This window comes from Massilibacillus massiliensis (assembly GCF_900086705.1).
Taxonomy (GTDB): domain Bacteria; phylum Bacillota; class Negativicutes; order FLKF01; family FLKF01; genus Massilibacillus; species Massilibacillus massiliensis.
On record NZ_LT575483.1, the window covers coordinates 3,431,518 to 3,456,624 of the forward strand.

A 25,107-nucleotide genomic window follows, 5' to 3' on the forward strand; every position below is an offset into this window, starting at 1 on the left:
ACGTTTATTGTACGCCCTTTTCCGTTTTCATCATAAAACACCTTCCGAAATTTATTGGATGCCGCTGGGAGAACGGCAAATTTTATATAGTTTTATGCGGTATGAACTTGAACAACGTTCCAATGAAAATTCGTCACCGGATGGGGGCGGATTGTAATGGCAAGAGTTATTGACGCAGTTATGCGTTTAAAAGATCAGTTTAGCCCAACACTGAAACAGATCAGCAAGAATATAGAGGAACAACAACGGGCAAACGAACGTTTGACAAGGTCTATTAGAAACACTGGTAAGTCAATGTATTCATTAGGTGAAGCTATGTTACCAGTTGCGGCAGGCATTACCGGGGTTGCGGCTTATGGCGTAAAGGCTTTTTCAGATTTTGAATATGCAATGTTATCCGTCAAGGGGAAAATGGGCGGCACGGAAGCAGAGTTCAAGGCACTAACAGAGCAGGCAAGGCAATTGTCACTAGTATCAGCATACAGCGCCAAAGAAGTTGCAGAGGGTATGGACTTCATGGCGGCGGCAGGCTGGAAAGCAAACGACATCATGGCAGCAACCCCGGCGCTTTTGAACATGGCAACGGCAGCGCAAGTAGATTTAGCGACCGCGGCAGACGTTCTGACAAATAATATGACCGCTTTTGGTTTATCAGCCGATAAAGCAGGAGAATTTTCGGATAAGTTGACGTTAACGGCTAACGCAACAAATACAAGCATTCCGCTCATGGGAGAATCTTTAAAATATGTTGCGTCAGTCGCAAAAGCGGCAGGAACTTCGTTTGACGAAGTATCCACTGCAATAGGCTTAATGTCTAACAGTGGTATTAAGGGATCAGAAGCCGGAACGGCATTGCGTGGCGCCATGGTTAGAATGTTAGCGCCGCCAAAAGCTGCCGCAGATGTCATTGACCAGTTAAATATGACACTGACAGACAGCGAAGGGAAATTTGTTGGCATACGATCTGCAATTGATCAATTTGCAAAAGCAACCGAAAATATGGGCAGCGCTCAAAAAACTGCTTTAGCGTCTCAATTATGGGGACAAGAAGCTATGGCGGGAATGCTGGCACTTGTCAACCAAGGGACTGGCGCGTGGGATGATTTAGCGCAGCAGATCGCCGAATCTGGTGGAACGTCTGCCGATGTTGCGGCAATGATGAATACAAGCGTAATCAATGTACTTAAAATTACAATGAACAATCTGACCGATTTAGCAATGACAATCGGAGAGAAATTGAAACCTACGCTTATTGAATTTACATCTTTTATCATGTATATATCAGCCGCAATTAAAGGTATGAATCCGGAAACAGTAGACATGGTAATAAAAATTGCTGCTGTAGTCGTTGGTCTTACAGCGTTCCTGCTCATTGGTGGTAAATCAATTATGATGGTTGCTAATATAGCTAAAACGTTTAATATGGCAGCCTTGGCGGTTACAAAAGCCGGGGGAATAATAAATTTAGTGACTGGTGTTATGAGTAAGTTTGCAAGTAGTATTATGGTTATTGGCAGAGCATTAACGGTATTATTTATGAATCCAGTTGGTTTGGCTGTTTTGGCAATTATCGCGTTAGCTGTTGCGATCTACACATATTGGGAGCCGATCAAAGCGTTTTTTATCAGTCTATGGAATGGAATTGTAAACGCATTTAGTACAGCTATAACGGCAATTAAAACATGGATGGATAAGACTGGAATTACTGAAAAATTGCAGACACTCATGCCGAAAATAGCAACGTTTGTTGCTGTATGCATAAGTTTATTTATGCGATTAAAGAATGCTGTTATTGCTATATTTATGGCAATTGCAAGCCCTGTAATTAGCTTAATTAGTACAGTGTGGAATGTGATTATAGGAAAAACAATCGCTGGCGGCAGCATAATAGCAACGATACTAAAAGTAATTAGTACATCGTTTAATATTATGGTAAATATAGTAGGTGTATATCTGAATGGTTTTTTAGATGTTATCGGTATAGTAGTCGGTGGATTAATTAGCGTGTTTAGCGGGGTAATTACATTTTTGACGGGCGTATTTACTGGTAATTGGACTATGGTATGGCAGGGGATTGTAGAGATATTCAGCGGCATTTTTTCGACAATCGAAGGAATCTGCAATACGGTCATGAGTACAATTAAAGCCGCTATTAATGAAGTAATTGCAGGCGTTAACAGCGTCAGTGTTGATGTACCGGAATGGGTGCCGGTTGTTGGCGGTCAGCATTATCAACCGCAAATCCCAATGCTGGCGCAAGGTACTGACAATTGGCGTGGCGGTAAAGCAATGATTCATGATGCCGGAGCGGAAATTGTAGATTTGCCTACTGGTAGTCGTGTTATCCCTCACGATAAATCCATGCAGGCAGAGTACGCACGTGGCAAGGCTGACGGATCAGGGCAAGGAAAAGTTAGTATTGTGATTCATGTTGCAAAATTAATAGTGCGTGAAGAAGCAGATATTAAGCGTGTTGCAAAAGAATTAGCGCAAGAAATTGAAAATTATGCAATGAATAAGCCAGAAGGTGCAGTATAGCGGTCAGAAATGACCGCTTTTTGTATTGAAAGAAGGTGGAAAATTGAGCTTTTTATCAAGTCTGTTATCGAATTTAAATAATAGAATAACCCCTAATACAGCCCCAAATGTTTATTTGCAGAATAATAGCGATAGAATACAGTTTCCTGTTCCCCCGTCTGACTTTGAAGTTACAGTTAGACAAAATAATTCTACACTTAATATAAACAACATAGGTGAATTGAATATGCTTGGTAAAACTGGACTTAAACAAATGAGTCTTTCCTCATTTTTCCCGAATCAGCAATATCCATTTTGTCAATGTACACCGGATGATCCATATAGTTATATAAAAAAAATTGATGATTGGAGAGTATCCAATAAACCATCACGTTTTATCATTTCAGGCACACCAATTAATTACGCGGTGTCGATCGAGAATTTTAAATGGGGTGAGCAAGATGGAACTGGTGATGTTTATTTTACACTTGATTTTAAAGAGTATAAATTTATCGGCGGTGTAGTTGATAGTACACAAGTAAATGAAGTTACGGGCATGAAGGAAAGGGCGGATTCGTCGTTTACCGAAAATGCTTTGACGAACGTAACTGTATACCCCGGCGATTCAATAGGCGATATTATCGGTCGCGCTGTAGGAAGAACAACAAATCTTGGGGAAAACGATCAAAATGTCCTAGCGGCTTATAAAAAAGTTGCTAAAAGTGGCGGTATTCAAACTGGTGATATTGTGACCTATGCAGCAACAAATAATATTTTGAAAGTGAATGGTAAAATTGTTTAATTTTAAGTGTAAAAGTCGTGCAAGCAGTGAAATCAAAGATGTTTCGGACTATGTTGTAAGGTGTACATGGCAAGGAGCAATAGATCAGGCAGCGCGCAAAGTTGATTTTGCAATCGCTTACAATACAAAAGATGTAGGTTTTATCAATCAGAATATCATAGTTGGGGATACAGTCTACATTTATTGGACTGACGATCAAATCCAAGGCGCGCAGCCGATTGAAATTTTTCGAGGGATTGTTTTTGCACGAAACAGAAATACAGAAAATTTCACGTTTGAATTTATTGTCTATGATCGTTTAATCTATCTTGCAAAAAGCAAAACAACACGCAAATTTAAAAATATCACTGTAGAATCAGTAATTGAACAGGTCGCAAATGATAATAGCATTGAAATAGGTAGTATTGCGCCAATCGGTGTTTACGTTAACTTTATTGCTGATAGGCAAAGTTACACAGAGATTATTAAAAAAGCCTTTTGGTTGGCATACGCGCAAAATAGTAAGCAGTATCACTATTACATGAATCAAGATAAACTTTATGTTGTTGAACAGTCGGAAACGATTGAAAATTATATAGCTACTGATTCTGTGAATGTGCAAAACACACAGCATAGTGAGAGTATTGAAGACATGATAAATACTGTAATAATCGTTGATAAAAATGGTACAGAAATTGGACGGATAAATAATGATTCTGATTTAGCCGCTTATGGACGCTTGCAAGATGTCTACAAAGAAAATAAAAAACAAGATACGCAAACGGCTGCAAGGGCAATGCTGAAAACAGTATCTTTTAAAAGTAATTTATCCGGCATTGGAAATGTGCAGTGCATTTCCGGGTATTCGATCACTGTGCAGGAGGAACAACTCAAAGGAATTTTTGCAATCAAAGCAGACAGGCATAACATAGAAAACAATGTACACACGATGGAACTTGATCTTGAATTTTTGAAAGCGGTGGATAGCTAATGAAAAATGAAAATCCATATAGCAAAATTTTAGGAGTGATGCGAGGTGTAAGCCTAAACAGTAATAGTCCATCAATTCAGATTGGCAAGATAATCACACCGCCGCCAGAAATTCAGATCAGTTACAACGGAATTATTCTTGAAAAAGAAGAAATTTGGATCAGTGAGTATTTGCTTGTCGGCTATGAACGCACAGCAAAAGGACATCTTGCAAGTGCGACACAAAACCGGGCAGGTGGTGGCGGCTATGCCGAATTTGCAAGTCATAATCATGATATTGATAATGACTACACGAACAATATCATTTATACGGATACCTTAAAGGCTGGCGATACCGTCAGTATTATGCCGATGATGTCCGAAGATGGCAGCAGTCAGCAATATATCGTTTTGGACAAAATAGTACATTTATAAAGTTGGTGGAGATATGGGGAATCCTTTTGTAGCTGGTACGACTACGGCTGATGCGACAAGCACAATAAGCAATTTGCCGACATTTAAAGAATATGCTTGGGATTTTGAACATGATCGCTTTATATTTGAATCTGGTAAACATAAGATCGTCGAGGAAAACGAAGCGCTGAAAGTTTGGATTTACAAGACTTTGAAAACCGAACGCTGGCGGTATCGTGTTTACGACAATGCTTATGGAATTCAATTAGAGCAGTTCATTGGAGCATATACAAATAACAATAGTAATGCTGCGGAAATAGATCAATATATTAGAGAAGCCTTGCTTGTGAATCCGTACATTAAATCTATTGACGATATCAAAGCGGAAATTGATGGAGATTCATTGTCATATACAATCATGCTTACTACAATCTATGGTACTTTAACTGTGTCGGAAAAGGGGTGATTTTATGAGTTTTGAAATGCAAAGTGAAAGTGATGTACTAAAGCGCCTTAAAATAAATCTTAATGAAACTAATAATGAAGCAAGTGACATAGAAGGTTCTTTCAACTCTGATATGTTATCAGCAAATAGCATTGAATTTTCAGAAGTGTATAAAGAAATTAATATGGTGATAGAAGCTGGCTTTGCAGATACAAGTTGGGGAAAGTTTCTTACAATGAGAGCTGCTGAATTTGGTGTTATTAGAAAAGAAGCAACGAAAGCAATTGGAAAATTAAAAATAGTAGGTGAGGTAGGCGCGAGAATTATAAAAGGGAGTTTATTTACTACCGCGCAAGACAATAAATTTTACTCTACAGAAGATGCGATAATCGGAGCAACTGGGACGGTTACAATTGATATTGAAGCCGGAACAGCCGGGGCGGTTGGGGTAGTAAAATCGGGTACAATTGTTAATATTCCGATGTCTATACCAAATGTCATAAGTTGCATAAACGAAATTGCAACTTATGACGGCTTCGACGAAGAAAATGACAAGGAATTTTTAGTACGTTATTTAATGAAAGTGCGTACCCCCGCAACGAGTGGCAACAAATTTCATTATTGGCAATGGGCGATGGCTGTTGCAGGTGTGGGACAGGCAAAGGTAATACCTTTATGGGATGGTAATGGTACAGTTAAAGTAATTATCATAAATTCCAATTTAACAACAGCAAGTGCAGAATTGATTGAAAAAGTAGCTGACTATATAGAAACGGTTAGACCGATTGGTGCGACTGTGACGACTACAAGCCCAGCGCCTAAGTTAATAAACATTACGGCTAATATAAAAGGTGTTTATGATATAGAAAAAATAAAGCAAAGTATTAATAACTATTTAAAAGATGATGTTCTGAACATGAAGTATGTTTCAATTGTTCAAATCGGTAAGTTGCTTTTAGAAAATAATGGCGGAACGATTAAAGATTATGATAAAGATAGCTTGTTAATTAACGGGCAAAGTGGAAATATCAGTTTGAGTGATGAAGAATTGCCAGTTTGTGGAGAGGTAATATTAAATGTTGTTTGATATGAGTTGGATGCGGCAAGATCAAGTAAACATTATGAAACATCTTCCGGAATTTTTGCAATCTGATTCGAGTTTTACAAGTGTTGGAAATGTATGTAGTAATGAACATGAGCGAATTAAATTGCAACTACAGGACGTTCTTAGGCAATTCTTTGTTACTACTGCGACTTGGGGGCTAGGGTATTATGAAAATATTTTAGGAATTACTCCAAAACCTACAGACGATTATTTAGCAAGACGTAATCGCATTTTGGCAAGATATCAAGCCAATCAAACATCTACTAAAGCGTTTATGACTGAATTGGTGCGACGTTATACAATAGATAAAACAGGTGGAATTCAAGAATTAAATAGTCAAAACGCATTTAATATCATTGTTGATATTGACAAAGTAAAAGATTGGGCGGAGCTTATAAAAACATTAGATTTATATAAGCCCGCACACTTAGGCATGTTTTTGATAGCCAATATAATGCAAAAAATTTTGATTCGGCATACATTACATGCAATGCAAATAGTGGATGCCAAACATTGCTTTTGGAATCTTGGCAGTGTGTCAAGTGTGTTTTGGGATGGCACATATATGCTTGATGGTACATTGCGCTGGGATGGCATGGCGCCGGACAGATTGTACAGGGAAAAAATGTGGCAGGAAATAAAAATGTTTGCAAGTATCAAAGCAAAACAGCAAAGCCAGCCGAAAACGAATGTCTTCTATGGGATTAATACAAAAGCAAATATAAAATTAGAATACGCACATTCTAGCACGCAAACGAGTATCGCAAGCCCCGAATTACAAGTAACTACAAATAGCAGAATATCATCGTTAAATCAATCATGTTTTAAGCAGAGCAACGGCAAACATAAAATTCGTATGGATGGTACACGACGGCTAAACCGTAAATGTAATTTCAGTAGTGAATTTCGAAGCGGATTCATAAATCAAAGAGTTTGTATTATAGAAGGAGGAAAAAAGAGTTATGAGTGATACAGAAAATCAAGAGGTTGAAATAACGTCAACAGTCGATGTTGACGACTTTTTATTGTCAAATAAGAAAACAACAATAGATTTTAGAAAAGCATTAGCACATGCAGTTAGTGAAACGGGGAAAATTAGCAAAATTATAAAAATGGCATTTGGAAATGGCGGGGAAACAGACGACCAAGGAAACCCGGAAGTGCCGTCTGATACAGGCGGTTTAAATAATCTCTTATTGACGAAAGATATTTCGATTATTACCTATCCATCCGAAACAAGTGTCTGCTTTGAGTGTGAAATTGCCGCGGGCGAACTTACCGCAAATATCAATGAAGTTGCCTTAATCGGTGAAAATGATGAAACTTTTGCAAAGATGCGACTTTATACAAGTAAGGGAACAGATGCAGAATCCGGCTTAGTATTTAAGTGGACATTAGAATTTTAAGGGGCTGGTATTATGACAGAACAGGAATTTATAGAAATCCTTGAAGACTTATTTCCAGACGAATTGCTAGGTTATATAAGACCGAATGCTGGTATAGAAAATACGCTTGAATTCAGTGATTATTTTCCTCAATTTATTCAAAAGGATAAAGTATGGTATAAACAAATTAATTCTGTACTTATGCGCTTGTTATCTAATGATTGTAACTTAAAAAAATGGATTGACCAGCTTATGGACGCACTAAACAAAGAAGATTTTGAGCTAGCAACACAAACCATAAAGGGCTTAATGAGTGCGCAAGACAAAAAGAAATTGGATGAAATAGAAAGCGGAGCACAGGTAAATCAAAATGCCTTCGGCGTAATAAAAATTGGTGATAAGACCTATACCGCAAATGAAGTGCAAGACATTTTGAATTTTGTTGCCGGGAACAATGTAGAAATAAAACTTGCTGATAATGGAAAAGTCACGATCAATGTTAAAAATATTTCCGATGGGGCAGAAGTCAATCAAAATGCGATAAGTAAGATTCTAGTTGGTACATCAACCATCAATGCGACAACCAAAGAAGATAGTTTGACAATAGCAGCTGGGAAAATGATTACTATAAATGCTGATACAAAAGAAAAGAAAGTAACCATTGCCGCAAATATTTTCAATGCAGATGGTCAATTAGTTTTTCCAGATGGCAGTAAAATAAGGGTGATTTAATGGCAAAATTAAATAATCACATTGAAATCATTTCAGCAAGCCAAGGTAAAACAGAGTATGCAGCACTCTATAGTGCGCTTACCGATTTAATACCCAGTTTGCCTTATTTGCCGATCATTCTAGCAAGTGGACAAATGGCATATGCACAACTTGACGAAGTTGGCAAACCGTATGGCACATGTGGGCGGATATTTCGTATTGCAGACAATAAATGGTGGCAGATATGCTCTGAATCAATTGCAATTTTGAATTTAAGCTATTCGCTCAATATGGGCTTTAATGATGGAGGGAGTTTTCCGGGCAAGTCCTATACATTAGGTAGTTTTCATACGGATGTTCCGCAAATTCTAACCCTAGAATTTTATTACAACTATAGAGCGAATGAAGGAAGAAGCGGCAATGTAGGTGTACGAGTTGTAATAGATAACAATGTTATTGTCAGTTTTGAAGAAAATGCAGGGGCAAATGCACATACGTTTTCTAAGACAATTAATTTTAATTTAGGTGCTGGTAATCATACAGTGCTTTTTCAAGGGTATAAACCCAAATGGCATGGGATGCTTAATTGTAATGGATATCTTCGTATAAAAAATAGATAAGAGGTGATAGGTTTGACTAATGAAGAATTTGAAGCATTGAAAAAGCAACTATTGCCGCAGATCGTTGAAGGACAAACAAGACCAAACGAAATGATTGCAATCGATTTAGAATATGCAGCTGACTTCCCGCAACTTATCGAAAATGACCCCGTTGACGCGGCAACTTTTAATCTAATGCTTGTAAGGCTATTGTCCAATGATAATTGGCTGAAAAATAACAATTTAGATAAATCACAATACAGGCAGCCAGAAACGCAATATCAAAATGGTGCAATCGTAAGTGATCCAAATTTGCCAAGTTGGGCGCAGCTAGAATGTATAGAAGCCGGGATAACTTCAAATGAAAAATTAGGAATTACTATAGTAGCGATAGGACAGCAAATTACGGACGGCTCTTGTAAGTGGACGATTCGCCATAAGGGTGAAATGCATAATGTCGGTGACATTTGGCTGTATGATGGAGAATTTAATGCTGACGGATTCCCAATTCATAAAATTACGGGACTAGCAATGTTAGATTGTCATATTTGTGATGGAACGAACGGAACAAGAAATTTGATCAATCAATTTATCATGGGAGCAAATGCAGGTAGTATTGGGAGTACGGGCGGAACAAACAGCGTGAGTTTGTCTGTAGATCATATGCCAAATCACGCCCATACCGCGAGTGCGTGGACTGATGCGCAGGGGGCGCATACACATACAACCAATGTTTGGAATGGAAGCACTGGAGGCGGGAAAAAAGGATATAGTTTTGGCAAAACGGGTGACTATAGTCCAGGACAATACGTAAACGGTAATCTTTGGATTAATACACCCTCTACAAATTCAGTTGGCGCGCATGGTTATAATGTTGGAGTCAGTGTTGCCGCTAATGGCGGAGGGCAGGCATTTGACAATAGACCTGCTTACGTTGGTTTAGCATATATCAAAAAAATATATTAGGAGGGAAAAAATGCAACAGAATTTATTTCAGTTACAAAATAATGAAGTAATTATTTGTAATGGCAATAAGGTTTACCAAGATACTTTTGAGAATTTTTGCATCGATTACAGAAATAGTTTAGAGAAAAGTAAATTTGATCATGTTATTTACAATCAGACTTTAAAAGTACACGTCATAAATCATGAGCTTCAGGAAAGTTTTCAAAGTGCAGTATTTGATCAAATTATCAATGATATTGATACAATTTTGCAAAAACAAATTGACAGGCAGCCTAAAGAAGAAATTTCCGAAGAACCAGTACAGCAAGACAATGAAACAATTGATCCTGCAATGCTTGATTTAGCCGAAGCAGTTTTAGAGCTATCAAATAAAGTTGAAAAATTAGAAGGGAGCAGTCAAACGTGATATACAAATACAAAATAATCGCATATGCAATTTTGGTGCGCGGTGGTCGCATGGCGTTAGAAGCAGAAAAAAATTCTACGCTTGAAGTTGTGCCAGAAGCATATCAAATTGCAGTAGCGGAATACCTTGCAAAATAGGCTAATTAAGCCTTATTTTTATGTCTAAAAGTAGAAAGGATGAAAGGTTTGAACACATTTACGCAAAGTTTATTAGAAATGTATAAATTTTTAATTGAACTATATACAGCAGCAGAAATTAAAATTATTGCACTGTCGGGGGTTCTTGGAATGCTTGCAGCAAAAATGATAGGCGGCTTTGATATACAAATTAAAATGCTGCTCTTTTTTGTCGCTTTAGACTATGCAACAGGTTTATACGCTGCATACAAAACAGATCAAGTATCAAGCTACAAAAGCTTTCGCGGAATATTCAAAAAGGCAACTATCTTCGCGGTAGTTGCCTTTTGTTATGGTATTGACTTGATGATGAATATGACTACGCTTAGATACTTTGCGATCTGCGGGTATGGGGTAATGGAGATTATTTCAATTGTCGAAAATGCGGATCGTGGTGGATGGGGAAATGTGTTTCCCGCGTTTATTAGAGATAAATTTGTACAAATAAGAACTGAAAGAAAATTATAGAAATAGAAGGAGCGATAAATAATGAGTTTTAAAATGAGAGGAATTGACGTAAGCGAAAATAATGGAGAAGTAGACTGGAAAGCGGTAGCGGATGCAGGTATTGAATTTGCAATCATAAGAAGCTCATACGGATTAAATTCAGAGGACAGCATGTTTATACAAAACGTCGCTGGTGCTCATGCGGCAGGTTTGAAGGTTGGCGCATATCACTATAGCTATGCTTTAAGCGTAGAGGATGCCATACAAGAAGCAAAGAATTGCCGCGAAATTATAGACCGATCCGGCGCATTACTAGAACTTCCAGTGTTTTTCGATATGGAAGATGCAGACGGATATAAAGATCGTCGTAATTTTGATAAAAGTATGACAAATGTTACTGAAATATGTCGTGCGTTTATTGAGAATATCGGACTTGATTGCGGAGTATATGCAAGCTATTCGTGGCTTTCAGATTATATCGACTGGCGGAGTCTTGGTTGTGCGGTATGGAATGCCCAATGGAGTAATTCAGACGACATAAAAGGCTACATGTGGCAGTACACAGATAGTTTGGTTATCGCAGGGAAAGCGTTTGACGGAAATATTATTTATTGATAGTCCATTGAATAAAGACAAAAACAGCAAAAAGCGGAATGGATCACGTTCATGAACCCCGCTTTTTGCTAAAAATGTACACTAGGAGGAAACAACATGATTATTGAAGTTGTCAAAGGCGGATCACCGCTCACAAATGATGAAAGAAATAAAATTCGAGCTATTTTCAAGGAAAGCAATTGCCCGAACGAAAGTTTAAAAAATTCCTTAAAAGGTTTTGTAAAATTGGATGGGCGGATTCTGCATATTGATTATCATGACGGCAATAAATATGCATACCCGGAAGAGATGGAAGTTTAAAATGAATATATTCAAAAAAATAAACAATAAATATATTATTGCTTTTGTAATTACAACACTTATGATCATAGGCGTTTTTACGATCTACAAAAATAAAAACGTAGATACTAAAAAAGTCATATATGAAAGTCAGCAGCAATTAGAAAGCGTTGATGGCATAAAAGAAGCTGCAAATAATGCAAAAGTTGATATGTTGCAATATCAATTAGAAGATGCTAAAAAACAAATTGCTTCATTAAAGAATAAGCAGCCGGATACGATTGTAAAAACTGTAGTGAAAGAAGTGCCTGTGACTGTTGAGAAAGAACGTCAAAAATCGAATGCAGATTTCGCGATTATTACCAATCCGGCAAAAACGGATGAAAAGGTTGATTTGTCAAAGTATAGTGACGATCAAGAAGTAACGTTAAATCAATACAATGTGCATGCTTATAAAAAATTACTACGTCAAATTGATTATGCACCTAAAAATATTGATGATTGGAGTGCAAAAGAAATTGGCTATTCGGTATCGAAAAAAATCAGCAACGATGGGAAATATTTAGGTGTTGCTGTAGATCATGAGTTTGATGATAAAAAAACGACTGTAAAATTAAGATATACTTATTAAAAAAATCCGGCATTGGTACAGTAAAATGTATCGATGCCGGATTTTTTATTTTATTGACATTATAAGACAAATATAGTAATAAAAAAGAAAGCACCCGACAATGCAAAACGTAGAAATATATTAATGACCGATAGCGAATATGAGAAAGTAAAAGCCTTGTTAGAAGATATGAGAAAATATAATAAAAGAGGGGACTAGGTACAAAATAATGTATTTAGTTCCTCTTTTTATTTAGTCTAAAATTAAATTACTTCCTTAATATATAAGATGATTTATTATGTTGCGATCAGATAAACTTAAAAAAATCAAATAAGTAGTTGACACGTAATAGACAAAACAACTAGTGAAGCCTTATAAAATCAACATATACAATTAACAAAACGTTAATTTTTACAAATCAAATGGAATTTGGACCCTTGGAAACTTTTTGTTTCCAAGGGTTTTTGTTTTGCAAAATAAGACGGTCAATTTTTATTGAACGTCTTATTTTTTTTAATAGAAATATTTCATATTTCTATTGACAAAGCTGAAATTAGTGGTATATTATACCTGTACTAATGATATTGATATTCATTATCTAAACGCTGGGTGGAAGTGTAAATGGAGCAAAAAAAAGAAACATGTTATACAGAATCAAAGATTGGTATGAATACATTTCTTCGAATGACAAGTTATGATGAAAGTGGAAAAACTTCTTTTAAAACAGCATGGGAAGTTTTACATAGAATAGAAAGGTTATGCAGCCGATTTGAAAGTACAAGTGAAGTTTCAAAAATAAATTTGCTGGCAGGGCAGGAAAGAGTGAAAGTTTCGAAAGAACTTTCTCAAATTTTAAAAACTGCGCAAAGTATTTCAAGTTTTACAGATGGAGCTTTCGATGCAACGATCGGTGCTGTAACAGATCTTTGGTCAATTGGTGCAAACCATGAGAGAATTCCTTTGGAAGAAGAGAACAAGCAAGCCAAAAGTCTCGTGAATTATCGGCTTATAGATATACAGGAGGATTCCGTGTTTCTACCGCATAAAGGAATGAAACTTGATTTAGGCGGAATTGCCAAAGAATTTGCAGTTCATCTTGCTGCACAAGAAGCTGAAATGAGAGGCTTAAGGGCTGGCATTATAGATGCAGGTGGTGATATCTGCATCGTTGGGAATAAGCCAGACCAACAGCCTTGGCGGATGGGAATTCAGCATCCAAGACAGAAGAACACATTACTAGCAAGTGTTGCAATGCAAATGTGGGATACGATAGAGACATCAGGTGATTATTGCCGATTTTTACAGCGAGAAGATTTTTTTTGCAGTCATATTTTTTCATCGCATTTTGACAAAGAAATGGATGATCTGATGAGTGTAACATTGATCTATCGAAGATCAAAAGAATTACTTCCTGTAAATGGAACAGCATTTTTAGTCAGTGGACTTAAAAAAAGTCAGCAGCTTCTTGCAAGACTTCCTGAACTTGAAGGTGTTTTTGTAACACGTTCTATGGATGTGTTTATCACTGAAGGATTGAGAAATTATATTACGATATTGCCGCAGGATATGCAGCGGCAAACTTTTGTTTTAAAGAGGAAGGGGTTTTAGTTTTGAGTAGTATCGAGTTTTTTCAAAAGGGTGGGCCAGTCATGTATCTTTTGTTGCTGTGCTCATTGAGCATTGCGGCAATTGCAATAGATCGTTTCCTTTTCTATCGGCAGGCGGGTAAAGGCATTCGATCTTTTTTAGAATCACTTCCTAGTCTTTTGGGTCAAAATTCAAAAGAAAAAGCAAAGGAGCTTTGTGAACAGGAAAAAAATGCAGCAGGTTTTTTAGCAAATGCAGGCATAAAAGCTGCTTGTGAGAATCGTGATGTCGCTCTTGCACTTGATGATGCTTATACAGTAGCAGCTATGCAGTTACGTGCTAGACTGAATTATTTATCCATGATTGTAACTTTAGCACCGCTTCTTGGGCTTTTGGGAACAATTTTTGGAATGATTGATTCTTTTAGTATTTTTAATTTACAGGCAGGTCAACCGTTAGCGATCACTGGCGGCATTGGAGAAGCACTTATTGCAACTGCAACAGGGTTATGCGTAGCGATTTTTGCTCTTTGCGTGCATACCTATTTTTCACAGAGGTTAGATGAACTATTGAGTGATTTAGATCGTACTGTAACGAATGTATTAGCTGGGTTGAAGATAAGAAAAGGGGAAAAAGGCAATGCGGCGTGACTTTAGAATAGCAACGCAGCCGAAAGTCATGATTATTCCAATGATTGATATCATGCTTTTTTTACTTGTGTTTTTTATGGTCAGTACGGTATATATGGTGAACCTAAATGTTTTACCTGTAAATTTACCGACAGCGGCTGCAGCGGAGCGTGAAACCAAACCGAATTTGATTTCAATTACTGTTACTGAAGAGGGAATTGTTCTTTATGATAAAGAGCAAGTACCAACCAATAATTTGGCTGGTCGTATTCAGGAGTCTCTGACTGCGGATACGGAGACGGTTTTTGTTTTGCGCGGTGATCGGAAAACATCCTATGAAGACATTGCAGAGGTGTTGGATGTACTGAAACAGTCCGGTGCACGTCACGTATCTATTGCGACTGAACGAAAGGGGAGGTAGTTCGTTTGCAGTATCCTACACACTGGCGTATGGCTTTTTTTGCAGCCTTTTTCTTTCATTTGGTTGTTTGGCTGACGGGGAGTTTTTTCTTCCGCTACTTTCATGAACCGCCGGTTGCCGATGCGTCTGTACAAGTTTTGGAATGGGAAGATGTTGCAGAGGAAGATAATTCTTTGTTACATAGCCCTATTGCCGCGAATCTTGAAGAAAAGCAGGAAGAGGAACCTGTGCAAGAGCAAAAGCCAGAGGAAATTTTAGAAGAGGAAATAAGTCCGATTATTGCAGAGGAAGATGATATACCGACTGCTAAATTAGAAGAAATGATTGAAGAAATGAAGGTAAATCAGCCGGCTATCGTGATTCGAAAAGCAACGGGAAATGGTGGACAACAAATGGGGAAACCGCCTATTGTACTCGAAAAATTTTATCCAGCGGATGATCTCGTGAAATTTCGTGGCAGGGTAAATATACGGGCTACAATTAGTAAAGAAGGTAAAATTATTGATACGAAAGTAATGGTTACTTCGGGCAAATATAGTGTGGATCAGATTGCGATGTCGGCGGTACGCCGCTGGACGTTTAAACCTGCACTGGATGCAGAAGGAAAGCCGATGGAATGTTTTAGGATGATTTCGATTCCTTTTAATGTTCCGCATAGAAAGTAAATTTTTTTTGACATATGAATGATAATGATGCTCAATATCAAAAGGGTGTGATGAAATGAAAAAGTTTTTAATGTTTTTTGCTATAATTTTATTTTTTTCTAATCTTTCATTAGGGGAGGCTGCACCTAAATGGGATCAGGTTGCAACGCATATTCACCAAGAGATGGAGATTGCTTTAGACCTTTATGAAACAGGAGATCAAGAAGGGGCAAAAAAAGCAATCAATGATATTTATTATGGAATTTATGAAAAAGATGGTTTAGAGACCGCCATTCGTAGGACGGTAGCAACTAAAAATGCAAACCTTACAGAATATGAATTTTACACGGTGAAAAAACTTATGCGTACCGGAGCCCCTTCGAGCGAAGTACGTGCTTCGGCGGATACTCTACTTGGAATGATTGATCGTGATGTACAAGCAATGCAAGGCAAGCATGCAAACCAAGGAGGCTGGGCCTCTTTTTGGACAGCATTTTTGATTCTACTGCGGGAAGGCATCGAAGCAATTTTGGTGCTAGCAGCAATTATTGCTTATTTATATAAATCCGGTAATAAAAAATATCTTGATTCTGTCTATAATGCTTCAATTGCAGCAATTGTTGCAAGTTTTATTACGGCATATGTTTTCAATATGATAACCAACAAATTTGGTGCTGGTGCGAATCAGGAAATTTTAGAGGGTGTTACAGTATTGATTGCTGCGGCTGTACTTTTATCAGTCAGTTTTTGGATGGGCGGAAAAGCGAATGCAAAAGCTTGGGATGCTTATATTCAAGGTATGGTTAAGGAAACAATCAGCAGTGGCAGAGCAAAGGCACTTGGCTTTGCAGCTTTTTTAGCGGTTTACCGTGAAGGTGCAGAAGTTGTTTTGTTTTATCAAGCATTATTTAATAGTGCGGCCGGCGACGTTGAAATGATTTGGTTTGGATTTGCAGTGGCATGTGTTGCGTTGGCGATCATTTTTGCACTTGTTCGTTATGGCACGCTGCGAATTCCATTGCGTCCGTTTTTTATGGGTACGAGTATTTTCATGTATATATTGGCTGTAAGCTTTACTGGCAGTGGCATTGCAGAATTACAGGAAGGAGGAATTATCAGTATGACACTTGTGGAAGGAATACCAGTGCCGAGCATTGATATTTTAGGAATTTATCCAACTTATGAGACTTTAATTGCACAGGTGATTTTATTGGGTGCTGCTGCTGTAAGTATTGTTTGCTATAGAAGAAAACAGAGTGAGAAAATACAAGGCTCTGTGTAATTAGAAAATAAAAAGGAGTTGTTATTTGATGAATAAGTTGAAAATGTTATTTGGTGTTTGTGCCGCAGTTGTTACTTTCTTTTCTTTTAATGGAGGTGCTTCAGCAGCTGGTTTCCAAGAGTATCCAATCGGAGATGAACAAGAAGCGGTAAACGAACATTTTAAAGTTGCTCTTGTGTATTTCCAACCAATTGCAATGGAGCCAGCAGGTATGATGCTTGATCCAGATAAAGCAGATATTCATTTAGAAACAGATATTCATGCGACGGAAGGAAATGACACAGGCTTTGGTGTAGGTGAATGGATTCCTTACCTTACTGTACATTATAAACTTACAAAACAAGAAACGGGAGAATCCGTTGAAGGTACATTTATGCCAATGAGTGCAGATGATGGTCCGCATTATGGCGCAAATCTTAAAATGTTAGGTGCAGGCACTTATAATTGTGAATTTACATTTGAAAGTCCAGAACGTATGCATTATGGATTGCATGTGGACAAAGAAACCGGTGTAGAAGGACGTTTCTGGAAAAAACCAGTTGTTATGAATTGGACATTTAATTATGTTCCTAGACAATGGTAAGTAAAAATTAAATTTAAAGGTTCCTGTCCGATTGAGGTTATCTTTACCGGGCAGGAATTTTTATATTGAGAGGAATAGCCTATGATACAGACTTTTTTACAACAATTTATTCCGGTAATGGAACAAGGGGTTGCATTGGTTGTTCCATTGGGAATTTTACTGGCAATTCTTTTACGGGTGAAGTTAGACTCTTATAAAAAAGTTTTTTGGCGCGCTATCTTTTGGGGTTTTTGGGGCTCGGTTTTTATCATTGCAGCAAAGGTTGGTACGCGTAACGCAGTAAGTCGTGAAGTATTTGAAGGTATTGCGAGTGTGATTGCGATACTTGGCGAATTGAGTTTATTAGCACTTTTTTTTCGTAAGAATCAAGAGAAGAATGAAATCGTGGAGAAAAAGCTTACGAGTGCTATTTTTGCCACGGTTCTAGCACTTTGTTTATATCATGGTATGGAGATCTGGCTGCTACCGGTTAACATTGTAATTACTGCAGTAGGTGATTATTTTACGCTGACAGTACTGGTGAAATCATTGGGGGTAATTACAGGTTTAGGTTTTGCAATTCTTAGTGGATATTTGGTGCATAAGGCAGCTGCAGCGCTTTATTATCGTCGGTTACTCTTTGTATTTACTGTACAAATTTTGGCGATATTTTTGCAGCAGAGCATTTTTATTATACAAATTTTAATGGCAAGACACTTTTTGCCTGGCGGTGCATTGATGAGAATTATGGCACCGTTGATCGATCATCAATCCTGGTTTATTTTTATTGTGTTTTTTGTTACCTTGCTGGTACCGATTACTTTATTTCTGCAAAAAAAACCAGAGCGTCCAGAAGGGGCAAATCCTGCACAATATCGAAAGATTCTTATTCATGCACGGCACAAGTTACGTTGGGGCACAGCAGTTGTGATTTGTTTAGTTTGTATGGTGTCTCTTTCGAGCGTAGTAAGTTATTACGCGAACAAAGGGGAGGAACTGGTTCCTGCAATTCCTGTAAATTCTGTTGATGGAAAAGTAAATATCCCATTAGAACAGGTACGGGATGGACATTTACATCGTTATGTTTATAAAGCGGCAGGTGGAGAAATGGTGCGCTTTATTATTATTCAAAAAGGCGGCTCTTCTTATGGCGTAGGCTTGGATGCATGTGAAATCTGCGGACCTACCGGGTATTACGAAAAAGATGGGCAGGTCATTTGTAAATTATGTGAAGTTATGATGAATAAGGCCACGATTGGTATGCGTGGTGGATGTAATCCGGTTCCGCTTGAATATAAAGTAGAGAATGGGCAAGTGAGTATCGCACAGACGAATCTTGAACAAGAGAGAAAACGTTTTAAATAGAAAACGGGAAGAGAGGAGTGAAAAGATTTGTTTTGGCAGATGGTGAAGGGAGCTGTAGTAAGACAGGGGCGGCGGCTTTTGTTAGTTGCGCTTACTGTTGCACTTGGGGTATCACTGGCTACAGCGATGCTGAATGTTATGTTCGATGTTGGTGATAAAGTAAATCAGGAGCTAAAAGCGTATGGTGCAAATATCACAGTAACACCAAAGAATTCTTCCGTATTGAAGGATGTTTATGGTGTGGACACGCTGCATAAAGAATATCTAGAGGAAAGCGATCTTGGAAAAATTAAGACTATTTTTTGGACGAATAATATTGTTGCATTTGCACCACAGCTTAGTACTTCTTTAGAGCTGCAAGATGGACGGAAAGTGAAGATCAACGGAACTTGGTTTGATCATGAAATGTTATTGCCGACTGGGGAGTATTTTTCAACGGGTGAAAAATATCTAAAATCATGGTGGCAGATCGAAGGCGAATGGCCGGATGATCAGCAGCGTGATCTAGTTATGGTTGGGAAAAAATTAGCGAATGATCTTGGTATACATGTAGGGGATGAAGTTTTTTATAAAGCGGAAAATGACCAAATGGAAAGTTTTCGTGTCTCTGGAATCGTGAGTGGAGGCGGTAGTGAAGAAAGTGAAATTTTCGCACCGTTGGCTTTGGTTCAAACACTTACTGGGCAGTCCGGCAAAGTTGAGCAAATTGAGGTTAGTGCAATTACTACGCCAGAAAATGAACTTGCACGCAGGGCGGCTGAGAACCCTAAAAATCTATCGATGAAAGAGTATGAAATTTGGTATTGTACTGCCTATGTAAGTTCCATTGCATTCCAGATTGAAGAAGTTATTCACAATTCGGCTGCTTATCCAGTTCGGCAGATTGCTGAATCGGAGGGGAAAATTTTAGATAAGACACAAATGCTGATGTTATTGATTACTGGGCTGAGCCTTTTAAGTGCAGCGCTTGGGGTGTCAAATCTTGTAAGTGCAAATATCATGGAAAGAAGCCGTGAGCTTGGTTTATTAAAAGCTTTAGGCGCGACAAATTTAGCGGTCGTCATATTAGTATTGACAGAAATTTTTCTTGCCGGATCTGTTGGTGGAATACTGGGATACTTTTTAGGGCTTGGATTTGCGCAGATTATCGGGCATACAGTCTTTGGTGCAAGTATTGCAATTCATCTAGCCGTGATTCCTATCATTGCAGCATTGATGATACTTGTGCTATTAATCGGAAGTTTACCGGCGATTCGGATGCTGTTATCATTGCGTCCAGCAATTGTCCTTCATGGCAGGTGATAAAAAAATGATAAAAAAATATAAAATGTATTTTATTATGGTCATCAATGCATTGCTCAGACGAAGGACACGTATGTTGATTGCGTTGCTTGCAGTAGCAGTGGGGGCGACCATTATTTCTGGAATGATTACAGTTTATAACGAGGTTCCGCAACAAATGGGTCGTGAGTTTCGAGCCTATGGAGCCAATCTACTTCTTTTACCAGGGAAGAATCATACAACGTTGAAGGAAGAAAATATACAAAAGATGCGTACGCAGCTGAATGGTCACGAAATTGTGGGAATTGCGCCTTTTTTATATGAGCGGATAAAGATCAATGAACAGCCTGTTTTTGCTGGTGGGACAGAGTTTTCTATGTTGCAAAAGGTAAGTCCGTATTGGCAAATAAATGGCGAGTGGCCATCGGTTGGTAAAAAAGAGATTTTGCTGGGGAGTGAAACTGCGAAACGTATGGGAGTCCAGCCAGGTCAAAGTGTGCTGGTGAATATTGGTTCAGATTCACCTGAAATGAAATTTGTTGTTTCAGGTATTGTGCGGACAGGTGGTAAAGAGGAACAGTTTGCATTTATGGATTTGGCACTGCTGCAAACCTTATTGAATAAACCACAAGAAGTTAGTCTTGCACAGGTCAGTGTTGTTGCCGATAAAGCTGCGCTTGAAGCAGTTCGTGCGGAAATTCAGCAAAATGATGCAGAGATTGAAGCACAGTTAGTGCAACAAATTGCACGTTCAGAAGATATGGTTTTAGGTAAACTGCAAGTGTTAATCCTTTTGGTTACTTTGGTAATTTTATTACTTACGTTGATTTGTGTGGCTACGACAATGATGGCAGTTGTTACGGAACGACGTAAGGAAATTGGTTTAAAAAAAGCATTGGGTGCAGAAAACCAGCATATTATTTTAGAATTTTTGGGTGAAGGGTGTATCATTGGATTGTTAGGCGGAGTGCTAGGCAGCGCTCTTGGATTTTGGTTTGCACAGAGTGTAAGCATACACGTTTTTGGCAGAAATCTTGCTTTTGCACCGTCTATCGCTCTTTTATCTGTTATTTTATCTATTGTTGTGACTGGTTTGGCAAGTCTTTTACCAGTGCGTATTGCTACAAATGTTGAGCCAGCAGCTGTTTTGCGTGGTGAATGAGGAGGATTGACATGAGTTTATTAGAATTAAAAAATGTTTCTATGGCCTATGGAGGAAAAGTTTTCGCGTTGAGGGATGTTGATTTAACCGTAGAAAAGGGAGAATGGTTAGCCGTTATGGGCCCTTCTGGTTCAGGGAAAACAACCTTAATGAATATTATTGGTTGTATGGATAAAGCGACTTCTGGATCTGTCATCTTAGATGGGATTGATTTAACGGATGTTACAGCGGAGCAGCTTACGATGCTTCGTCGAGATAAAATTGGTATGGTTTTTCAACAATTTCATCTCATTCCGTATCTTACAGCTGTCGAAAATATTATGGTTGCGCAGTATTATCATAGTATGCCGGATAAAAAAGAGGCTTTGACAGCATTGGCACGAGTTGGGTTAGAAGATCGGGCGGAACATCTGCCAAGCCAGCTTTCAGGAGGAGAGCAGCAGCGTGTCTGTATTGCACGTGCACTTATTAATTATCCTGTTTTAATTTTGGCTGATGAACCTACGGGAAATTTGGATGAAGCGAATGAGAAATTGGTTATGCAGATTTTTCATGAATTGCATCATGAAGGCCATACGATCTTGACAGTTACACATGCGCCGGAAGTTGGTGCCGAAGCACAGCGGTCTATTATCATGGAACATGGTCGCATTGCCAAGAGAAAAGAGGGGATTGCCTGATGCTGCAGATGAAGAAGAAGTATAGTGCATTTGTATTGGCAGGTACTTTGTCAGCCCAGCTTTTAGCTGGCTGTGCTGCCCAGCAAAGTAATAGCTCTTCTGTAAAAGACAGTGCAGAAAAACCGATGGGGTCATCTGCACCTTGTTGCGATTTGTCAGATGTTAAGGACGGAACGTACAATGCCGAAAGTACATCGGACAATTTTATGGGCAAGGGAAGGATTGCAATTTCCATTCAAAATCATAAGATTGTTTCTGTAAATTATATTGGTCTTGATCCAGAAGGTAAAATGAAGGCTAGCGATTATGGGAAAACCAATGGGCAGGTTGAAAATCCGGCTTATTATAAAAAAGCACAGCTTGCAGTAACGGCAAACACCGCTTATGCAGAGCAGTTATTACAGGTACAAGAATTAGCAAAAATCGATGCAATTTCTGGTGCTACAGTGTCTTATCAACAATTTATCGAAGCGGCTAAAACTGCTTTGATGGAAGCAAAAAAGTAGAAGTTGATAAAAACAGCAGATCATAATTTAAAATAAACACCCCCCTTTAAATTAAAATTCTTTAAAGGGGGGTGTTTTGGATCATTTCCCGCGCAATATTATGATGATTTTTGTCGTTATAACATATCAATATATTTTAAGAAAATGAGCGGAAGTAAAATATCTTGTATAAAAAAGGATTTATAAGTAAAATAGAGAATTTAATATAATTAAATAATTTAGCTAAAAGAGGAGCGTCCAATGATGAAAAAAATTTCACAATTATTTTTGATTGTATGTTTAATTTTATTAAATGTACAGTTTGTATCAGCAGCGGCAAAATCCTGGTCTGATACAGAATATGATTTTTCTAAAGCACATAAACTTTTAATTGTTGAGCCAAATTACAATTTTGCTGAAGGCAATGCTACTTCGGAAGAAATCATGAATATGTTATATGAACAAGCAGCAAAATCATTACATATGTTTGCATTGAATACAGAAGATGTTGAAAGAAATATTTTGCGTGATACTTCGATTGATCTTGCAAAATTAAAGACTGAAGATGAAAAACAAGCGCAAACTGTTTTTGAAAATGAGTTTATAAAGTACACGGATCTTTATTTAGTAGCAACGATTGTACATAATTCACGTGTCATGATTTTCTATGATGTATATTCTACACAAACGAAACAACCTGTATTTACTTATCAAATTGTAGCATCTTCTACAGATCCTGATAATTTGATGACCTATAAACAATTGACGAAAAGTTTTTATAGAGAATTTAATAAAGCAATTAATAAATCAATTAAAGACAAGAAATAGATAAAATAAAGGTGTCGCATTTTGGTGTGCACCCCGTCAAGAGGACAGTCAAAAAATATAAGAATTTTTTGTAGCTCATCGTAAGGATGGGCTATTTTTTATGCAGCGCTATAATGTTCATAATATTCGTAGGGAGTCATCACATTTAATCGACGCTGCAAACGTTCAAAATTGTAATAGTGAATATAGCTGCTAATTGCATGCATCAGGTCTTGTTTCCTTGCAAATTTATGACCATAATACATTTCACGCTTCAATACGCCCCAAAATCCTTCCATCGGTCCATTATCTATGCAATGACCAACTCGAGACATACTTTGTGTCATCTCATGTTCTATCAGTCTGCTATGAAAACTGCGGCTGGTATACTGAAATCCACGGTCACTGTGAAATAATGGATGTGCCTGTGGATTGTTTTTTACAGCTTCATCAAAAGTGTTAAAGACCAACTTGTTATTGTTGTGGTCACTTAGTACATATGACACAATCCGGCGATCATATAAATCCAATATAGCACTCAGGTAGAGCTTATGGATAATCGGACCTATACAATATTTAAATTCCGTCACATCAGTCAGCCACTTTTCGTTTGGTGCATCAGCATAGAATTGCCGGTTTAGAATGTTTTCTGCTGTGTAAGCTGGATCAGATGCCCGGCGTGTACAACAGTTTTGCCGGTGTTTAATATTTGACTGGATATGTAGTTTACGATCAATGCGCAGAATACGTTTATCATTCACATGCTCATGGTGCCAACGGTTCAAATCATCACGAATTCTGCGGTATCCCTCGTCTGGATGTTTTTCGTGAATTTCGATGACCATCTTAGCCAGTCGCTCATTTTCCCGCTCACTTGGGCTTTTAGCTCCTTTGAGCCAATGGTAATACGCTGAACGGGTTACATGGAAAACTGGACAAAGCTCTAAAACCGAATAATGCACCGGATCTGTCTGTGAAAGTTGTTTTATTGCTTCGTATTCTCTTTCCTTGCGTGTAAAACCAAGGCATCCCTTCTTTCCAGTTCGTCCAGTTTTTTTAATGCATCAATCTCCATCTGCAACCAATGGTTTTTACGTTCCAGTTGGGCAACACAGTCTCTGAGTTCTTCTTCCGGGGTACGGCTGGGCAGTGTACCTGTTCGATGCCCACGGCGATCTTCTAGTCCGGATTTGCCCATCTGGCGATATTTTTTCATCCATATGAAAACCTGTTGATAGGATACTTTGTAAGCAAGTGCTGTTTGTCCATAATTGTTATCGTGAGCTGTACAATACTGAACAATTTCTAGTCGTTGTTCTTGTGTAGTCTTTCTTGATTTTGTCATGATACTGCTTCCTCCTGTTCGAAGCTGAAACTTCTCATGACTATTATACTTCTTTACCCAATTGAGTAATTGATCATTCTTGCGAATTTGATATTTTTCGCAAATTTCTATTACGGGAATAGAGCCGCTTAGATAGTCCTGTACAGCAGATAGTTTTACCTCTGGTGAATAGGCTTTAAAGTGAGTTCGTGCAATGAGACCTTTTATTCCTTCACTACGATAATTACATACCCATCGTTGAATTGTCATCGGGCTTATTTTTAAAGTCCTGGCCACTTCTCTATAACTGCATTTTCCTTCAATGACATCTTTACAGGCTTGCAGTTTCAATTTTAGAGAAACTTTACTTTTCTTTGACATAAAAAATACCTCCAGATAAGACAATGTTTTTTTCACTGTCCTATCTAGAGGTAGCATACCATTTTATGCGAC

General features: G+C 38.0%; 32 protein-coding genes. 30 read left to right on the forward strand and 2 right to left on the reverse strand.

Going from position 1 to position 25,107, the window contains the following annotated elements; genetic code table 11:
• Nucleotides 1-7 precede the first annotated feature (7 nt).
• From BN6559_RS19365 to BN6559_RS16650, 30 genes are all read left to right on the forward strand, one after another.
• Nucleotides 8-157: a hypothetical protein gene (locus tag BN6559_RS19365; RefSeq protein WP_199884084.1), complete on the forward strand. Its 150-nt coding sequence runs from the start codon at nucleotides 8-10 to the stop codon at nucleotides 155-157.
• Nucleotides 157-2,538, forward strand: coding sequence for a phage tail tape measure protein (locus BN6559_RS16515; RefSeq protein WP_110955756.1), 2,382 nt, complete (start codon nucleotides 157-159; stop codon nucleotides 2,536-2,538). Before BN6559_RS19365 ends, BN6559_RS16515 begins: the two co-directional genes overlap by 1 nt.
• 226 nt (nucleotides 2,539-2,764) lie before the next feature.
• On the forward strand, nucleotides 2,765-3,319 hold the full coding sequence (locus BN6559_RS16520; RefSeq protein ID WP_110955757.1) for a hypothetical protein: 555 nt from the start codon (nucleotides 2,765-2,767) through the stop codon (nucleotides 3,317-3,319).
• Nucleotides 3,312-4,289 carry an XkdQ/YqbQ family protein gene (locus BN6559_RS16525; protein WP_110955758.1) on the forward strand — a complete coding sequence of 326 codons (978 nt, stop codon included), beginning with the start codon at nucleotides 3,312-3,314 and terminating at the stop codon, nucleotides 4,287-4,289. Before BN6559_RS16520 ends, BN6559_RS16525 begins: the two co-directional genes overlap by 8 nt.
• Nucleotides 4,289-4,702, forward strand: coding sequence for a DUF2577 domain-containing protein (locus tag BN6559_RS16530; protein ID WP_110955759.1), 414 nt, complete (start codon nucleotides 4,289-4,291; stop codon nucleotides 4,700-4,702). Before BN6559_RS16525 ends, BN6559_RS16530 begins: the two co-directional genes overlap by 1 nt.
• Nucleotides 4,703-4,715: 13 nt before the next feature.
• Nucleotides 4,716-5,147, forward strand: coding sequence for a DUF2634 domain-containing protein (locus BN6559_RS16535; protein ID WP_110955760.1), 432 nt, complete (start codon nucleotides 4,716-4,718; stop codon nucleotides 5,145-5,147).
• 4 nt (nucleotides 5,148-5,151) lie between these two features.
• Nucleotides 5,152-6,213, forward strand: coding sequence for a baseplate J/gp47 family protein (locus BN6559_RS16540; protein WP_110955761.1), 1,062 nt, complete (start codon nucleotides 5,152-5,154; stop codon nucleotides 6,211-6,213).
• The gene (locus BN6559_RS16545) at nucleotides 6,203-7,201 is read left to right on the forward strand and encodes a putative phage tail protein (RefSeq protein WP_110955762.1); all 999 of its coding nucleotides are present in this window, start codon (nucleotides 6,203-6,205) and stop codon (nucleotides 7,199-7,201) included. The genes BN6559_RS16540 and BN6559_RS16545 overlap by 11 nt, the downstream gene beginning before the upstream one ends.
• Nucleotides 7,194-7,637 carry a hypothetical protein gene (locus tag BN6559_RS16550; RefSeq protein ID WP_110955763.1) on the forward strand — a complete coding sequence of 148 codons (444 nt, stop codon included), beginning with the start codon at nucleotides 7,194-7,196 and terminating at the stop codon, nucleotides 7,635-7,637. The genes BN6559_RS16545 and BN6559_RS16550 overlap by 8 nt, the downstream gene beginning before the upstream one ends.
• 12 nt (nucleotides 7,638-7,649) lie before the next feature.
• Entirely contained in the window at nucleotides 7,650-8,348 is a 699-nt protein-coding gene (locus BN6559_RS16555; RefSeq protein ID WP_110955764.1) for a hypothetical protein, read from the forward strand.
• Nucleotides 8,348-8,947: a hypothetical protein gene (locus BN6559_RS16560; protein ID WP_110955765.1), complete on the forward strand. Its 600-nt coding sequence runs from the start codon at nucleotides 8,348-8,350 to the stop codon at nucleotides 8,945-8,947. The genes BN6559_RS16555 and BN6559_RS16560 overlap by 1 nt, the downstream gene beginning before the upstream one ends.
• A gap of 12 nt (nucleotides 8,948-8,959) precedes the next feature.
• Nucleotides 8,960-9,892 carry a hypothetical protein gene (locus BN6559_RS16565; protein WP_110955766.1) on the forward strand — a complete coding sequence of 311 codons (933 nt, stop codon included), beginning with the start codon at nucleotides 8,960-8,962 and terminating at the stop codon, nucleotides 9,890-9,892.
• A gap of 10 nt (nucleotides 9,893-9,902) precedes the next feature.
• Nucleotides 9,903-10,298 carry a hypothetical protein gene (locus BN6559_RS16570; protein ID WP_110955767.1) on the forward strand — a complete coding sequence of 132 codons (396 nt, stop codon included), beginning with the start codon at nucleotides 9,903-9,905 and terminating at the stop codon, nucleotides 10,296-10,298.
• Entirely contained in the window at nucleotides 10,295-10,435 is a 141-nt protein-coding gene (locus tag BN6559_RS19370; RefSeq protein WP_199884085.1) for a CD1375 family protein, read from the forward strand. The genes BN6559_RS16570 and BN6559_RS19370 overlap by 4 nt, the downstream gene beginning before the upstream one ends.
• 48 nt (nucleotides 10,436-10,483) lie before the next feature.
• Complete coding sequence (locus BN6559_RS16575) at nucleotides 10,484-10,942, forward strand: phage holin family protein (protein WP_199884086.1); 459 nt, start codon at nucleotides 10,484-10,486, stop codon at nucleotides 10,940-10,942.
• 21 nt (nucleotides 10,943-10,963) lie between these two features.
• On the forward strand, nucleotides 10,964-11,536 hold the full coding sequence (locus BN6559_RS16580; protein WP_234407852.1) for a GH25 family lysozyme: 573 nt from the start codon (nucleotides 10,964-10,966) through the stop codon (nucleotides 11,534-11,536).
• A gap of 96 nt (nucleotides 11,537-11,632) precedes the next feature.
• Entirely contained in the window at nucleotides 11,633-11,836 is a 204-nt protein-coding gene (locus BN6559_RS16585; RefSeq protein ID WP_110955769.1) for a hypothetical protein, read from the forward strand.
• Nucleotide 11,837: 1 nt separating this feature from the next.
• Nucleotides 11,838-12,446 (forward strand): hypothetical protein, encoded by a 609-nt coding sequence (locus BN6559_RS16590; RefSeq protein ID WP_110955770.1) that lies wholly within the window; start codon nucleotides 11,838-11,840, stop codon nucleotides 12,444-12,446.
• 600 nt (nucleotides 12,447-13,046) lie between these two features.
• Entirely contained in the window at nucleotides 13,047-14,033 is a 987-nt protein-coding gene (locus BN6559_RS16595; RefSeq protein WP_110955771.1) for an FAD:protein FMN transferase, read from the forward strand.
• Between the two features lie 41 nt (nucleotides 14,034-14,074).
• Nucleotides 14,075-14,662: a MotA/TolQ/ExbB proton channel family protein gene (locus BN6559_RS16600; RefSeq protein ID WP_110956439.1), complete on the forward strand. Its 588-nt coding sequence runs from the start codon at nucleotides 14,075-14,077 to the stop codon at nucleotides 14,660-14,662.
• Nucleotides 14,652-15,062, forward strand: a complete 411-nt coding sequence (locus BN6559_RS16605) for an ExbD/TolR family protein (protein ID WP_110955772.1) — start codon at nucleotides 14,652-14,654, stop codon at nucleotides 15,060-15,062. The genes BN6559_RS16600 and BN6559_RS16605 overlap by 11 nt, the downstream gene beginning before the upstream one ends.
• Nucleotides 15,063-15,067: 5 nt before the next feature.
• Nucleotides 15,068-15,727, forward strand: coding sequence for an energy transducer TonB (locus tag BN6559_RS16610; RefSeq protein ID WP_110955773.1), 660 nt, complete (start codon nucleotides 15,068-15,070; stop codon nucleotides 15,725-15,727).
• Nucleotides 15,728-15,782: 55 nt separating this feature from the next.
• Nucleotides 15,783-16,988: an FTR1 family iron permease gene (locus BN6559_RS16615; protein ID WP_110955774.1), complete on the forward strand. Its 1,206-nt coding sequence runs from the start codon at nucleotides 15,783-15,785 to the stop codon at nucleotides 16,986-16,988.
• A 43-nt stretch (nucleotides 16,989-17,031) separates the two neighbouring features.
• Nucleotides 17,032-17,571, forward strand: a complete 540-nt coding sequence (locus BN6559_RS16620; protein ID WP_110956440.1) for an iron transporter — start codon at nucleotides 17,032-17,034, stop codon at nucleotides 17,569-17,571.
• Between the two features lie 81 nt (nucleotides 17,572-17,652).
• Nucleotides 17,653-18,915 carry a Fe-S-containing protein gene (locus BN6559_RS16625; protein ID WP_110955775.1) on the forward strand — a complete coding sequence of 421 codons (1,263 nt, stop codon included), beginning with the start codon at nucleotides 17,653-17,655 and terminating at the stop codon, nucleotides 18,913-18,915.
• Between the two features lie 27 nt (nucleotides 18,916-18,942).
• Complete coding sequence (locus BN6559_RS16630; protein ID WP_110955776.1) at nucleotides 18,943-20,217, forward strand: ABC transporter permease; 1,275 nt, start codon at nucleotides 18,943-18,945, stop codon at nucleotides 20,215-20,217.
• Between the two features lie 7 nt (nucleotides 20,218-20,224).
• Entirely contained in the window at nucleotides 20,225-21,358 is a 1,134-nt protein-coding gene (locus tag BN6559_RS16635; protein WP_110955777.1) for an ABC transporter permease, read from the forward strand.
• A gap of 11 nt (nucleotides 21,359-21,369) precedes the next feature.
• Entirely contained in the window at nucleotides 21,370-22,038 is a 669-nt protein-coding gene (locus BN6559_RS16640) for an ABC transporter ATP-binding protein (protein ID WP_110955778.1), read from the forward strand.
• The gene (locus BN6559_RS16645) at nucleotides 22,038-22,544 is read left to right on the forward strand and encodes an FMN-binding protein (RefSeq protein ID WP_110955779.1); all 507 of its coding nucleotides are present in this window, start codon (nucleotides 22,038-22,040) and stop codon (nucleotides 22,542-22,544) included. The genes BN6559_RS16640 and BN6559_RS16645 overlap by 1 nt, the downstream gene beginning before the upstream one ends.
• 240 nt (nucleotides 22,545-22,784) lie before the next feature.
• On the forward strand, nucleotides 22,785-23,351 hold the full coding sequence (locus BN6559_RS16650; RefSeq protein ID WP_199884088.1) for a hypothetical protein: 567 nt from the start codon (nucleotides 22,785-22,787) through the stop codon (nucleotides 23,349-23,351).
• Nucleotides 23,352-23,449: 98 nt separating this feature from the next.
• Here the strand turns inward: BN6559_RS16650 and BN6559_RS16655 are convergent, their stop codons facing one another.
• Entirely contained in the window at nucleotides 23,450-24,292 is an 843-nt protein-coding gene (locus BN6559_RS16655) for an IS3 family transposase (RefSeq protein WP_234407853.1), read from the reverse strand.
• Nucleotides 24,293-24,315: 23 nt separating this feature from the next.
• Complete coding sequence (locus tag BN6559_RS16660) at nucleotides 24,316-25,035, reverse strand: helix-turn-helix domain-containing protein (RefSeq protein WP_110955782.1); 720 nt, start codon at nucleotides 25,033-25,035, stop codon at nucleotides 24,316-24,318.
• Nucleotides 25,036-25,107: the final 72 nt, after the last annotated feature.